This is a genomic window from Amycolatopsis sp. cmx-4-83 (assembly GCF_046548815.1).
Lineage (GTDB): Bacteria > Actinomycetota > Actinomycetes > Mycobacteriales > Pseudonocardiaceae > Amycolatopsis > Amycolatopsis pretoriensis_A.
On the sequence record NZ_JAEBEF010000002.1, the window covers coordinates 304,904 to 317,664 of the forward strand.

The following is a 12,761-nucleotide window of genomic DNA, read 5'->3' on the forward strand; positions in this document are numbered from 1 at the left end:
CGGTGAACTGGGTCGATGTGCTGGTGCTGCTGCTCGCGTTGCTGGCGGCGGTGTCCGGCGCGTACCAGGGCGTGCTCATCGCGCTGCCGTCGCTGGTCGGCGTCGTGCTCGGTGCGGTCGTCGGCATCAAGCTGGCGCCGGTGGTGGTCTCGTTCTTCGACGACCCGGTGTGGAAGGTCGCCTTCGCGGTCGCGACCGTCGTCTTCCTCGTCGCCTTCGGCGAGGCGATCGGCGTCTACGTCGGCCGCAAGCTCCGGCAGAAGATCCGGCCGGACAAGCTCTCCGGCGTCGACAAGACGCTCGGCGCGATCGTGCAGGCACTGGTCGTCTTCGTGGTGGCGTGGCTGATCGCGACGCCGCTGACGACCGTGTCCGGCCTGCCGGGGCTGGCCAAGGCGATCAACGGCTCGGTCGTGCTCGGCAAGGTCAACGACACCATGCCGGCCGCCGCCCAGGGCTTCCCGAGCCAGCTGCGCAAGCTGCTCGACGCGTCCGGCTTCCCGTCCATCATGGATCCGTTCGAGAAGGCGCCGACGGCGGACACCTCGCCGCCGGACCCCGCGCTGCAGAGCAGCGCCACCGTCCAGCAGCTGCACGGCAGCGTGGTCAAGATCCGCGGCAGCGCCAGCTCGTGCTCGCGGTCGCTCGAAGGCAGCGGGTTCGTGATCGCGCCGCAGCGGGTGATGACGAACGCCCACGTCGTGGCCGGCACCGACACCGTCGGCATCGAGACGACCCAGGGCGACTACCCGGCGCGCGTCGTCTACTTCGACCCCGAGGTCGACATCGCGGTGCTGGCCGTGCCGCGGCTGCGCGCCGAGCCGCTGCAGTTCGCCCCGGAGACGGCGCGGGCGAGTGACAGCGCGATCGTGCTCGGCTACCCGCTCGACGGCCCGTACCGGGCGACGCCCGCCCGCGTGCGCGGCCGGATCAACCTGCGCGGCCCGGACATCTACGAGGCCAACACCGTTCAGCGGGACGTCTTCACGGTCCGCGCGGAGATCCGCAGCGGCAACTCGGGCGGCCCGATGGTGACGCCGGACGGCAAGGTCATCGGCGTCGTATTCGGCGCGGCGGTGGAGGACCCGGAAACGGGCTTCACGCTGACCGCCGAGCAGGTCCGCGCCGAGGTCGACGCGGCACCGTCGCAGACGTCGAACGTCTCGACCGGGTCCTGCGCCGCCTAACGGCCGTACCGCAGGGCGAGGCCGTCCAGGAGCGCCCGCATGCCCGACTCGAAGATGTCGTCGAGCACGAGGTCGTACCCGGTCTCGCCGAGCTCGCGGAGCATCTTCGTGAACACCGGACGGCCGCTGGTCATGGTCCCCATCAGCGGCGCCTGGCGGTCCATCCACTGCTCCTCGGACAGCCCGGACGCGGCCAGCGCGTGCTGCTCGCGTTCGAGGTGGATCGCGAGGCCCTGGACGTGGGTGAAGAACAGCACGTGCAGGTCGCACAGCGTCGCCGCGTCGACGCCGAGCTCGGCCAGCGCCGCCAGCGCCCACTCGCCGTGCATGCCGAGGTTGCGCAGCGGCAGCGGTCGGGTGAGCGGGGCCAGCTGGGCCAGCCACGGGTGCCGTCGGTAGAGCGACCAGAGCGTGCGGCCGCTCAGCGTCAGCCGCTCCCGCCAATCGCCCACCGGGTTCGCGGGGTAGCCGCGTTCGCCGTAGGCGGCGTCGGCCATCAGCAGCACCAGCTCCTCCTTGCCGGTGACGTACCGGTACGGCGCCATGGCCGCGACGCCGAGGCGGGCCGCGATCCCACGCATCGAGAGCGCGGCCAGGCCTTCCGCGTCGGCGACGGCGATGGCGGTCCGCACGATCTGGTCCCGGGTCAGGGTCCGGTGGCCACCGGACCGGCGTTCCCGGCCCGCGACGACCGTGCCGGACCGCGGCTCCGCGCGCACCAGCCCTTCCTGACCCAGCAGGGCCAGCGCCTTGGCCGCGGTCGCCATCGCGACGCCGTGGTCGGTCGCGAGCCGCCGCGTCGAGGGCACCCGCGCGCCCGGCGGGAGCTCGCCGCGGGTGATCCGGCCGCGCAGTTCCTCGGCGATGGCCACGTACTTCACCGCTGCCTCCTGACCTAGTACAGCGGGCTGTCTGTGCTAGCACAGATTTGGCCGTACACCTGCGTGAACCCCACTGTGGGACGCACAAGTGTACGACCCTGGAGGCACCATGCGGAACGTCCTGATCTCCGGCGCCGGCGTCGCCGGCGGCACCCTGGCCTGGTTCCTGGCCCGCGACGGCTGGGCGGTGACCGTCCTCGAGCGCGCACCCGGCCCGCGCACCGGCGGCCAGGCGATCGACGTGCGCGGTGTCGCGCTCGACGTCGTCGACGAGATGGGCCTCGGCGACCGGATGCGCGCGCTGCGCACCCGGATGCGGGGGATGACCGTGGTGGACGGGGAGGGCCGGGAGCTGTTCCGGTCCGAGGAGTTCACCTACAGCAGCGGACGGCTCGACAACGCCGACTTCGAGGTGCTGCGCGACGACGTCGTCGCGATCCTGCAGGAGGCGGCCGACGTCGAGTACGTCTTCGGCGACTCGATCACGGCGCTGACCGAGGAGGCGCACGGCGTGCGCGTCGAGTTCGAACACGGCGGCTTCCGGACGTTCGACCTCGTCGTCGGCGCCGACGGCCTCCACTCGGCCGTGCGGCGGCTCGTCTTCGGGCCGGAGGAGCGGTTCGCCCGTCACCTCGGGCAGTACCTGGCGATCTTCCCGGCGCCCAACTTCCTCGGGCTCGAGGACTGGCAGGTCTGGTTCCGCCACGAGCACACCGGCGGCGTCGCGTACCCCGTGCGGGACAACACCGAGCTGCGCGTGACGCTCGGGTTCGGTTCGGAGCCGCTGCCCCGGCTGACCGTCCCGGAGCAGAAGCGGCTGATCGCCGAACGGCTCGGCGGCGTCGGCTGGGAGGTGCCGAAGCTGCTGGAAGCCATGGCCGGCGCCGACGTCTTCTACTTCGACGCGATGGCCCAGATCCACCTGGACCGCTGGTCGTCCGGGCGCGTGGTGCTCGTCGGGGACGCCGGCTACTGCGCGTCGGCGCTGTCCGGGCAGGGGACGAGCCTCGCGCTCGTCGGCGCGTACGTCCTCGCGCAGGAACTGGGCCGGGCCGGCCACGAGGAGGCGTTCGCGGCCTACGAGCGGCGGATGCGGCCGTTCGTCGCGCTCAACCAGGCGCTGGCGACGGAGAACCCGGAGGGCGGCCCTTCGGAGGAGTCGGTCGATCGCGCGAAGAACGCGATCAGTCTCGCTTGAGGAAGTCCACCAGCGCCGCCGACGTGCGGTCCGGGACTTCGAGGTGGGGGAAGTGCCCGACGCCCGGCCAGAGCTCCGGCTCGGCGTGCGGGCCCGCCCAGCGCACCGACGACGTCGCCGTCTCGGGGAGGATGCAGGTGTCGTCGGCGCCGTGCAGCTGCAACGTCGGCGCCGCGATCCGGGCGCCGACGGCGTCGGTGAACCGGCGGCCTTCGCCGCGGAACTGCGCCCGGAACGCCCACCGGTAGTACTCGAGCGCGCTGTGCGCGACGCCGGGCACGAGCATCGCCCGCCGGAACGCGCCCACGCTGTCGGCGAAGTCCGAAGTGGACCGCCAGTCCTGGCCGGCCCAGCCGCCGAAGAGGTCTTCGACGGCTTGGGCGTCGTCCTTCACGAGCCACTTCTCCGGTGCCACGGGGACCTGGAAGCGGAAGAGGTGCCCGGCCGCGCGTCCTTGGCCGCGCCACGGGCGGACCGACGAGCGCAACGCGAGCGGGTGGGCGGCGCCGATCGCCGTCACCGAGGACACCAGCCGCGGGTGGAGCGCCGCGACCGTCCAGGCGAGCAGGCCGCCCCACGCGTGCCCGACGAGGTGCGCGCGGCGCGCCCCGAGCGACTTGATCAGCCCGCCGACGTCGCCGGCGAGCGTCCAGGCGTCGTAGCCGCGGGGTGGCTTGTCCGAGTCGCCGTAACCGCGGAGGTCGACGGCGACCGCGCGGAACCCGGCGTCGGCGAGCGCCCGCAGCTGGTGGTGCCAGGTCCACCAGAACTCGGCGAACCCGTGGAGCAGCACGACGACGGGCCCGTCGCCGAGCTCGGCGACGTGCAGCCGGATGCCGTTCGCGGAGACGTCGCGGTGGGCCCACGGGCCGTCGAGCCGGACACTCGACGGGTCGGGGGAAGCGGGCAACGCCTCAGTCGCGGGTGGTCGTCAAGTCGTCTTCGGGCGCGCGCTGCGGCTTGAGCGCGGCGGCGGTCTCCTTGACGCTGGCGATGGTCCGCTCGGGGGCCTTGAACTTCTTCACCTTGCGGTAACCGAGGAAGCCGGCTCCGGCCGCGACCAGCACCATCAGGAAGAACACGATGCCGAACGCGATCCAGCGGTAGCGCACCCATTCGGCCAGGCCTTCGGCGGCGAAGAAGAACAGGAAGAACGTGCTGTACAGGAAGACCGTCAGCGCGATCAGGAAGTAGACGGCCCCCTTGAGGCCTTTCTTCACCTCGCCGACCAGTTCGGACTTCGCGAGCTCCATCTCGGCCCTGACCAGGGTCGAGATGTGCTGGGTCGCGTCGCCGACCAGCCGGCCGAGCGACTGGTCGCCGGGGACGTCGTTCGCGGAGGACAGCGGGAGGTAAGGCACGGCCCCCACGCCGTCGGGGCCGGTGCGTTCGTGCTTGGGGCTGCTCACCGGGTCATCGTGCCATGTGTCCGGAAACTGGGCGCGGCGGCGTCACAGTGTGTCGGAGATTCGGGCGTGCACTTTGCTGCGGCGGAGTAGCAGGGCCGCCGCCAGCAGGGACGCCACGGCGGACGCGATCAACACCGCGGCCTTCGCCAGCTCGCTCGTCTCCTCGGGCAACGCGAGCTCCGCGATCAGCAGGCTGACCGTGAACCCGACCCCGCCGAGCACGGACAACGCGGCCAGGTCGCGCCAGCTCATCCCGCGTGGCTTCTCCGCCGCGCGCAGCTTCACGGCGAGCAGGCTGGCGCCCAGGATGCCGACGAACTTGCCGCCGACCAGGCCGACGAGCACCGCGAGCGGCAACGCCGTCGTGAACACCGCGCCCAGCGCGGCGCCGTTGACCGAGATGCCGGCCGCGAACAACGCGAACACCGGCACGGCCACCGCCGCCGACCACGGCTGGAGCCGGTGCTCGAGCCGCAGCGCCGGCGCCTCGGCCTCGCCTTCGTCGGCGCGGACGCGGGTGAGCAGGCCGAGCGCGACGCCGGCGATCGTCGCGTGGATGCCCGCCGAGTGCACCGCGACCCAGGTGAGCAGCGCCAGCGGCACGTAGATCCACGGCGTCCGGACCCGCTTGTGCTGCAGGAACGCGTAGAGCGCGAGCGCCACGACGGCGACGGCCATGGCGACCAGGTCGAAGCCGGTCGTGAACAGCAGGGCGATGACGAGGATCGCGCCGAGGTCGTCCACCACGGCCAGCGACAGCAGGAAGACCCGCGCGCTCGAGGGCAGGTTCGACGCGGTCAGCGCGAGCACGCCGAGCGCGAACGCGATGTCCGTGGCCACCGGGATGGCCCAGGCGCGTTCGATGCCCGGCGTCCCCCAGCCGACGGACAGCGCGACGAGCGCGGGCACGATCATGCCGCCCAGCGCGGCCACGACCGGCAGGATCGCCTGCTTGAACCGGGACAGCTCACCGATGACGAGCTCGCGCTTGAGCTCCAGCCCGGCGACGAAGAAGAACAGGGCGAGGAAGCCGTCCTTGGCCCAGTCGCCGAGCGTCAAGTTCAGGTGCAGGAACTCCGGGCCGATCCGGAACTCGCGCAGGGCGTGGTAGCTGTCTCGCAGCGGCGAGTTGGCCCAGAGCAGGGCGACCGCGGTCGCGCCGAGCAGGATCAGGCCGCCGGTCGTCTCGGTGCGCAGGTAGCGGGCGAAGTCACTGAGCGGGCGGGTCATCGGGGCGGCTCCTGGGGTCGCTGATCACTGTTGCCGACCAGACTTCCCGGCGCACCTTTGACGGTATTTTAATACTCTTTGTCACGGATCGTTATGGCCACCGCCACACGGGGTGGCGGTGGTGGGTCACGCGGTGTCCTCATAGCATGCCAAGCGACAACGAAGTCCGAGACAAAGGAAGACAGAGTTGTGAGCACCTCCACCGAGGTCCAGCAGGACACGAGGTTCTTCGGGCACCCACGAGGACTGGCGAACCTCTTCGGCGTCGAGATGTGGGAGCGCTTCTCCTTCTACGGGATGCTCGGCATCCTCCCCATCTACCTCTACTACCAGGCCGACCAGGGCGGTCTCGGCCTCGCGCAGGAGTCCGCGCTCGGCATCGTCGGCGCGTACGGCGGCCTGGTCTACCTGTCGGCGGTCGTCGGTGCGTGGGTGGCCGACCGGCTGCTCGGCTCCGAACGGACGTTGTTTTACAGCGCCGTCCTGATCATGGTCGGCCACATCAGCCTGGCGCTGCTGCCGGGCCTGACCGGGATCGGCGTCGGCCTGGTGTGCGTCGCGATCGGCAGCGGTGGGCTGAAGTCCAACGCGACGGCGATCGTCGGCACGCTCTACGCCGAAGGCGACGAGCGACGCGACGCCGGCTTCACGATCTTCTACATGGGCGTCAACCTCGGCGCCTTCGTCGGCCCGCTGCTGACCGGGCTCGCGCAGACCGCGGTCGGCTTCCACCTCGGCTTCGGCCTGGCCGCGATCGGCATGGCGCTGGGCCTGATCCAGTACACGCTCGGCCGCAAGAACCTCGGCGACAAGGCCAAGGAGGTGCCGAACCCGCTGCCGTCGTCGCAGCGCCTGCTGGCGATCGCGGCCGCGGTGCTGCTGGTCGCCGCCATCGTCGTGCTGGTGACGACCGGCGTGGTCAACCCGGGCAACCTCGCCGACGTCGTCGTGTGGGTGGTCGCCGTGATCTCGGTGATCTACTTCCTCGTCATCCTGACCAGCCGCAAGATCAGCGGCGTCGAGCGCAGCCGGGTGTTCTCGTTCATCCCGATGTTCATCGCCAGCGCCGCGTTCTTCTCGCTGTACCAGCAGCAGTTCACGGTCGTCGCGGCCTACACCGACCAGCGGCTGAACCGGAGCCTGTTCGGCTGGGAGATGCCGGTGTCCTGGGTCAACTCGATCAACCCGGTGTTCATCATCGTGTTCGCGCCGATCCTCGCGGCGCTGTGGACGAAGCTCGGCGACCGGCAGCCGTCGACGCCGATGAAGTTCGTCATCGGCACGGTGCTGATGGGGTGCGCGTTCCTGCTGTTCCTGCCGATGGTGGGCAGCGGCAAGAACGCCAGCCCGCTGCTGGCCATGGTCGGCATCCTGTTCGTCTTCACGATCGCCGAGCTGTGCCTGTCACCGGTCGGGCTGTCGCTGTCGACGAAGCTGGCGCCGGAAGCGTTCCGGACGCAGATGGTCGCGCTGAACTTCCTGTCGATCTCCCTGGGCACGGCGATGTCCGGCAAGCTCGCCGAGTACTACACGGTCGACGACGAAGCGCCGTACTTCAGCACGGTCGGCGGGGTCGCGATCGGGGTCGGCGTGCTGCTGTTCCTGGCCATCCCCTTCATCCGCAAGCTGATGAAGGGCGTCCACTAGCTAGCCGACGGTGACCCCGAAGAGCACCCCGACGAAGTAGGTGACGACCATGGTGAGGGCGCCGACCCCGACGTTGCGCAGGATCGCGCGCCCCACCTTGGCGTCCCCGAGCCGCGCGCTGAGCCACCCGGTCAGCGTGAGGCCGACGACGACCGCGGCCGCGCACGCCCACACCCGCAGCGAGACGCCGGCCCAGGCGATGGAGAGGATCGGCAGCAGCGCGCCGACCGAGAACGCGATGAGCGACGCCCACGCGGCCTGCCACGGACTGGTCAGGTTGTCGGGGTCGATGCCGAGCTCGGCCTCCGCGTGCGCCTGCAGCGCGTCCTTTTCGGTCAGCTCCCGCGCGACGCGGCTCGCGAGCTCCGGCGAAAGCCCCTTGTTCTCGTAGATCCCGGCGAGCTCGCGCTCCTCGGCCTCCGGCATCGTCTTGAGCTCTTGCTTTTCGAGCCGGAGCAAGGCCTGTTCGGTGTCGCGCTGGGTGCTCACGGAGACGTATTCCCCGCCGGCCATGGAAAAGGCCCCGGCGACGAGCCCGGCGATTCCGGCGGTGAGGATCGTCGTGCTTTCCGTGGTCGCCCCCGCGACCCCGACGACGATCCCGGCGACGGACACGATCCCGTCGTTCGCCCCGAGAACCCCGGCCCGCAGCCAGTTCAGCTTCCCGCCCACGCCCTGGTGCGGTTCGTGGGCGTGCCCCACGGCGTCGCCGTCGATCGTTTCGGTCACCGGACAAGTGAAACACGAACGGGGAATCGTGGCGAGACTTGTTCTTTTTGTCAGGTACGCCTAATTAACGCGTGCCTTGCCTAAGTCGGTCCTGTGTGGACTCTCAGCGATCCTGGGTCATCATGGTCGGATGGACGAGCAGGTTTGGCAGCCGCTGCGCACGGTGGAGGGCCTCCCGATCACCGGCGGCGAAGGCCGGTTCCGGCTGCTGGAGACGGCACCGGGCGGCCTGGCGTACTTGATCCACTACCCGGCGGGCGTGGCTTCGCCCCCGCACACGCACGACCACGACTCGATCGTGTACGTCCTGTCGGGCCGCCTGCGCGGCGAGGTGGACGGCGTGGAGTCGGAGCTGGAACCAGGCGATTCGGCGGTGCACCCCCGCGGGGTCGTCCACCACGTGGAAGCGCTGACGGATGCGATGTGGGTGGAGTTCAAGTCCCCGCTGCCGGAGCGGCCGCCGATCGCCTGACCCGGGCATGCTGGACCTCGTGATCGACGAGTTTGCGAAACAGTACCTGCACAGTGACCTGCGAGAGATCCGCGAGGCGATGCTGGGGAAGCTCGACGGGCTTTCCGAGTACGACGTCCGCCGTCCCCTGACCACGACCGGGACGAACCTCCTCGGCCTGGTCAAGCACCTGTCGGTGACGGAGGCCCGGTACTTCGGCGAGGTTTTCGACCGGCCGTCCCCCGAGCCCGTCCCCCGGTGGGACGACCTCGGCCGGCGCGGGACCGACATGTGGGCGACCGAGCACGAGACGCGCGAGGAGATCACCGGCCGCTACCGGCGCGCCTGGGCGCACTCCGACGCGACCATCACCGCGCTCGCCATCGACTCGCCCGGCCACGTGCCGTGGTGGCCGCGTCCGGACGTACTGCTGTTCACCATCCTGGTCCACGTGCTCACCGAGACCAGCCGGCACGCCGGGCACGCCGACATCCTGCGGGAACAGCTGGACGGCGAGGTCGAGGTGGCGGGGCGGGACGCGGCCTTCTGGGACCACCGGCGAGCGGAGGTCGAACGGGCGGCCCGGGCCGCGGCCGGATAGCGGAAACGCCCGGCCCCGCGCGAAGCGGACCCGGGCGTCTCCTGGAAAAAAGCTCAGGCGTCCAGCTCGGCGAGGGCCTGCTTGGCCTTCTCGAGCTCGGCCTCCAGCGCCGCGACCTTCGCCGCCTGCGCTTCGCGGGCCTGGTTGATCACCTCGTCGATCGGGCCGGACAGTTCGCTGTGCAGCTCCTTCGCCGCACGCGAGACCGCCGCCGCCGGGATCTCGAGGCCCTTCGCGACCCACTTGGAGCCGTTCTTCAGCTCGGCCTGCCACTCGCCGTCGGCGGTGCCGGTGACCGTCAGGATCAGTTCGACCGTGCGGGTCTTCTTCGCCGTCGACGCCGTCGCCGCGCCCTTGGGGCGGCCGCGCTTGGGCTTGGGGGCCTCTTCCTCGGCCGGCTCGGGCGAGCCTTCCGAAGCGGAGGGGGACGCGGACTCGGTGACGGTCGCCTCGTCGGTGGCAACGGCCGGCGCCTCGGTGGTGGCCGAAGCCGTTTCCTCGTCGTGCGTCAGGACATCCACGGTCATCGTCGTGTCGTCTCCTTGCCCGGGAAGTGGGTGTGGTTCGCGGCACAGTGTAGAACATGCGTTCGACGCGCGCCGCTCGGGGGTTCCATGACAGAGCCCTCCCGGCGCGAAGCCGGAAGGGCTCTGACGGGGAGAACGCTAGCTCACTCCTCGGACTTGCCCGACTTCAGGCCCGACGAGATCAGGTCCATCACCGACGAGTCGGCCAGCGTGGTGACGTCGCCGACCTGCCGGTTCTCCGCGACGTCGCGCAGGAGCCGGCGCATGATCTTGCCCGAGCGCGTCTTCGGCAGCTCCGGCACGACCATGATCTGCCGCGGCTTCGCGATCGGCCCGATCTCCTTCGCGACGTGGTTGCGCAGCGCCTGGATGGCCTCCTCGCCGCCGTCGACCGCGTTGCCGCGCAGGATCACGAACGCCACGATGCCCTGGCCCGTCGTCGGGTCGGTCGCGCCGACGACCGCGGCCTCGGCCACCGTCGGGTGCGAAACCAGCGCCGACTCGACCTCGGTCGTCGAGATGCGGTGGCCGGACACGTTCATCACGTCGTCGACGCGGCCCAGCAGCCAGACGTCACCGTCGTTGTCGTACTTCGCGCCGTCGCCGGCGAAGTAGAAGCCCTGGTCCTTGAAGCGCGACCAGTACGTGTCGCGGAAGCGCTCCTCGTCGCCCCAGACCCCGCGCAGCATCGACGGCCACGGCTTGTCGAGCACCAGGTACCCGCCGCCGCCGTGCCCGACCTCGGTGCCGGTGTCGTCGACGACCTTCGCGGAGATGCCCGGCAGCGCCTTCTGCGCCGAACCCGGCTTGGTGGACGTGACGCCCGGCAGCGGCGAGATCATGATCGCGCCGGTCTCGGTCTGCCACCACGTGTCGACGATCGGCGCCTTGCCCGCGCCGATGTTCTCGCGGTACCAGATCCACGCCTCGGGGTTGATCGGCTCGCCGACCGAACCCAGCACGCGCAGCGACGAGAGGTCGTACTTCTCCGGGATTTCCGCGCCCCACTTCATGAAGGTGCGGATCAGCGTCGGCGCCGTGTAGTAGAGGGAGACCTTGTACTTCTGGACGATCTCCCAGTGCCGCCCCTCGTGCGGGGTGTTCGGCGTGCCTTCGTAGACGACCTGCGTGACGCGGTTCGCCAGCGGGCCGTAGACGATGTAGCTGTGGCCGGTGATCCAGCCGATGTCGGCGGTGCACCAGTAGACGTCCTCGCCGGCCTTGTGGTCGAAGACGTTGTGGTGCGTGTACGCCGTCTGCGTCAGGTAGCCACCCGACGTGTGGAGAATGCCCTTCGGCTTCCCGGTCGTCCCGGACGTGTAGAGGATGAACAGCGGGTGCTCGCTGTCGAACGCCTCGGGAGTGTGCTCTTCGGACTGTCCGTCGACGAGCTCGTGCCACCACAGGTCGCGGCCGTCGGTCCACGGGACGTCGCCCTCGAGCTTCTCGCCGGTGCGCTTCACGACGATGACCTTCTCGACGGTTTCGGCGCCTTCGAGCGCTTCGTCGACATTGGCCTTCATCGGCGCGGCCTTGCCGCGGCGGAACTGGCCGTCGGAGGTGATCACGACCTTCGCGGCGGCGTCGTCGACGCGGGCCCGCAGCGCCGTCGGCGAGAAGCCGCCGAAGACGACGTTGTGCAGCGCGCCGATCCGCGCGCACGCGAGCATCGCGAAGATGGCCTCGGGGACCATCTGCAGCTGGATCGCCACGACGTCGCCCGCGTTCACGCCCAGCGACGCGAGTGCGTTGGCGGCCTTGGAAACCTCGGTCTTCAGCTCGGCGTAGGTGATGTCCCGGGTGTCACCCGGCTCGCCGACCCAGTGGATCGCGACCTGGTCGCCGTGGCCGGACTCGACGTGCCGGTCGACGCAGTTGTAGGCGACGTTCAGCTTGCCGCCGACGAACCACTTCGCGAACGGCGCATTGGTCCAGTCCAGTACCGTGGTCCACTTCGTGTCCCACGTGAGCCGCTCGGCCTGCTTGGCCCAGAACGCTTCGCGATCGGCGTCGGCCTCGGCGTAGAGGTCGGCCTTCGCGTTGGCCTGGCCAGCGAATTCGTCGCTGGGCGGGAAGGTGCGGCTCTCGGTGAGCAGGTTGTCCAGTGCTGGGGACTGCTCGGTCATGGTTGCAAGGCCTCCTGTAGTGCGCCGAAACGACGGCTAGCGGCACGCTAGCGACGTTAGTCCGCCTTGTAAAAGGTTGCACCCACGTTGCCCCGCCGTTTCACCGAGGCAGGCGAGCCGCGGTGACTAAGCGTTCGTTCAGCCGGGCCTTGGCGGCCGGCCATTCCGGCGCCACCATCGAATAGGTGACGGTGTCGCGCGACGAGCCGTCCGGCCGGATCCGGTGCGCCCGCAGGATACCTTCGCGAAGCGCGCCGAGCCGTTCGATGGCGCGTTGCGAGCGCAGGTTCCGGATGTCGGTCTCCCAGGAGACCCGTTGCGCGTCAAGGGTTTCGAACGCGTGCTGGAGCAGCAGCAGCTTCGACTCGGTGTTCAGCCCGGTGCGCTGCCAGTCTGCGCCGATCCACGTGTGCCCGATCGAGAGGATCCGGTGCTGCTCGACGACCTGGTAGTACGACGTCGTCCCGGCGACCCGGCCGGAGGTGACGTCGATCTGCGCGAAGGCCCGCCGCGCGGGGTCGGCGAGGGCCTGCTCGACCATCCGCTGGGCCGCCGGAAGATCCCCCGGCTGACGGATGCTCAGCCAGGCCCAGATGCCCGGGTCGGTGCCCGCTTCGAGGAGGCCCTCGGCGTGCCCGTGTGTCAGCGGCTCCAGGCGGACGTGCTCGCCGGCCAGCGTCGGTTGCGTGTTCCAGTCGCTCACGTGATCACCGTAAGGCCGGCAATGGCTGTCTCGGATAGCCAATTTTCAAGCATCTTCACAGGCCACTTCGGC

General features: G+C 70.3%; 13 protein-coding genes. 5 read left to right on the top strand and 8 right to left on the bottom strand.

What is annotated here, in order from left to right; translation table 11 throughout:
* The first annotated feature begins 2 nt into the window (after positions 1 to 2).
* On the top strand, positions 3 to 1,187 hold the full coding sequence (locus tag ACLJQM_RS06480; RefSeq protein ID WP_360777606.1) for a MarP family serine protease: 1,185 nt from the start codon (positions 3 to 5) through the stop codon (positions 1,185 to 1,187).
* Here ACLJQM_RS06480 and ACLJQM_RS06485 read toward each other — a convergent pair.
* Positions 1,184 to 2,068, bottom strand: coding sequence for a GntR family transcriptional regulator (locus ACLJQM_RS06485; protein ID WP_410630444.1), 885 nt, complete (start codon positions 2,066 to 2,068; stop codon positions 1,184 to 1,186). The genes ACLJQM_RS06480 and ACLJQM_RS06485 overlap by 4 nt on opposite strands.
* Positions 2,069 to 2,177: 109 nt before the next feature.
* Between ACLJQM_RS06485 and ACLJQM_RS06490 the strand changes: the two genes are divergently transcribed.
* Positions 2,178 to 3,266: an FAD-dependent monooxygenase gene (locus ACLJQM_RS06490; protein WP_410630445.1), complete on the top strand. Its 1,089-nt coding sequence runs from the start codon at positions 2,178 to 2,180 to the stop codon at positions 3,264 to 3,266.
* On the opposite strand, the gene ACLJQM_RS06495 is transcribed toward ACLJQM_RS06490, so the two are convergent.
* The 3 genes from ACLJQM_RS06495 to nhaA are packed head-to-tail and all read right to left on the bottom strand — an operon-like array spanning position 3,253 to position 5,905.
* Positions 3,253 to 4,176, bottom strand: coding sequence for an alpha/beta fold hydrolase (locus ACLJQM_RS06495; protein ID WP_247017315.1), 924 nt, complete (start codon positions 4,174 to 4,176; stop codon positions 3,253 to 3,255). The genes ACLJQM_RS06490 and ACLJQM_RS06495 overlap by 14 nt on opposite strands.
* 4 nt (positions 4,177 to 4,180) lie before the next feature.
* The gene (locus tag ACLJQM_RS06500) at positions 4,181 to 4,675 is read right to left on the bottom strand and encodes a phage holin family protein (protein ID WP_247017317.1); all 495 of its coding nucleotides are present in this window, start codon (positions 4,673 to 4,675) and stop codon (positions 4,181 to 4,183) included.
* A gap of 42 nt (positions 4,676 to 4,717) precedes the next feature.
* Positions 4,718 to 5,905, bottom strand: a complete 1,188-nt coding sequence (nhaA, locus tag ACLJQM_RS06505; RefSeq protein ID WP_410630446.1) for a Na+/H+ antiporter NhaA — start codon at positions 5,903 to 5,905, stop codon at positions 4,718 to 4,720.
* A 189-nt stretch (positions 5,906 to 6,094) separates the two neighbouring features.
* On the opposite strand from nhaA, the gene ACLJQM_RS06510 reads away from it, so the two are divergent.
* Positions 6,095 to 7,552 (top strand): peptide MFS transporter, encoded by a 1,458-nt coding sequence (locus ACLJQM_RS06510; RefSeq protein ID WP_247017321.1) that lies wholly within the window; start codon positions 6,095 to 6,097, stop codon positions 7,550 to 7,552.
* On the opposite strand, the gene ACLJQM_RS06515 is transcribed toward ACLJQM_RS06510, so the two are convergent.
* Entirely contained in the window at positions 7,553 to 8,281 is a 729-nt protein-coding gene (locus ACLJQM_RS06515) for a VIT family protein (RefSeq protein ID WP_360777598.1), read from the bottom strand.
* Positions 8,282 to 8,411: 130 nt separating this feature from the next.
* Between ACLJQM_RS06515 and ACLJQM_RS06520 the strand changes: the two genes are divergently transcribed.
* Both ACLJQM_RS06520 and ACLJQM_RS06525 read left to right on the top strand, forming a co-directional pair.
* Positions 8,412 to 8,753, top strand: a complete 342-nt coding sequence (locus ACLJQM_RS06520) for a cupin domain-containing protein (protein WP_410630447.1) — start codon at positions 8,412 to 8,414, stop codon at positions 8,751 to 8,753.
* Between the two features lie 7 nt (positions 8,754 to 8,760).
* Positions 8,761 to 9,333: a DinB family protein gene (locus tag ACLJQM_RS06525; RefSeq protein ID WP_360777594.1), complete on the top strand. Its 573-nt coding sequence runs from the start codon at positions 8,761 to 8,763 to the stop codon at positions 9,331 to 9,333.
* Between the two features lie 53 nt (positions 9,334 to 9,386).
* On the opposite strand, the gene ACLJQM_RS06530 is transcribed toward ACLJQM_RS06525, so the two are convergent.
* The 3 genes from ACLJQM_RS06530 to ACLJQM_RS06540 all read right to left on the bottom strand — a co-directional run bounded on the left by ACLJQM_RS06530 (position 9,387) and on the right by ACLJQM_RS06540 (position 12,689).
* Positions 9,387 to 9,860: a DUF6319 family protein gene (locus tag ACLJQM_RS06530; protein WP_247017327.1), complete on the bottom strand. Its 474-nt coding sequence runs from the start codon at positions 9,858 to 9,860 to the stop codon at positions 9,387 to 9,389.
* A gap of 143 nt (positions 9,861 to 10,003) precedes the next feature.
* Complete coding sequence (gene acs, locus ACLJQM_RS06535) at positions 10,004 to 11,986, bottom strand: acetate--CoA ligase (RefSeq protein WP_410630448.1); 1,983 nt, start codon at positions 11,984 to 11,986, stop codon at positions 10,004 to 10,006.
* A 100-nt stretch (positions 11,987 to 12,086) separates the two neighbouring features.
* On the bottom strand, positions 12,087 to 12,689 hold the full coding sequence (locus ACLJQM_RS06540) for a GNAT family N-acetyltransferase (protein WP_360777590.1): 603 nt from the start codon (positions 12,687 to 12,689) through the stop codon (positions 12,087 to 12,089).
* Positions 12,690 to 12,761 lie beyond the last annotated feature (72 nt).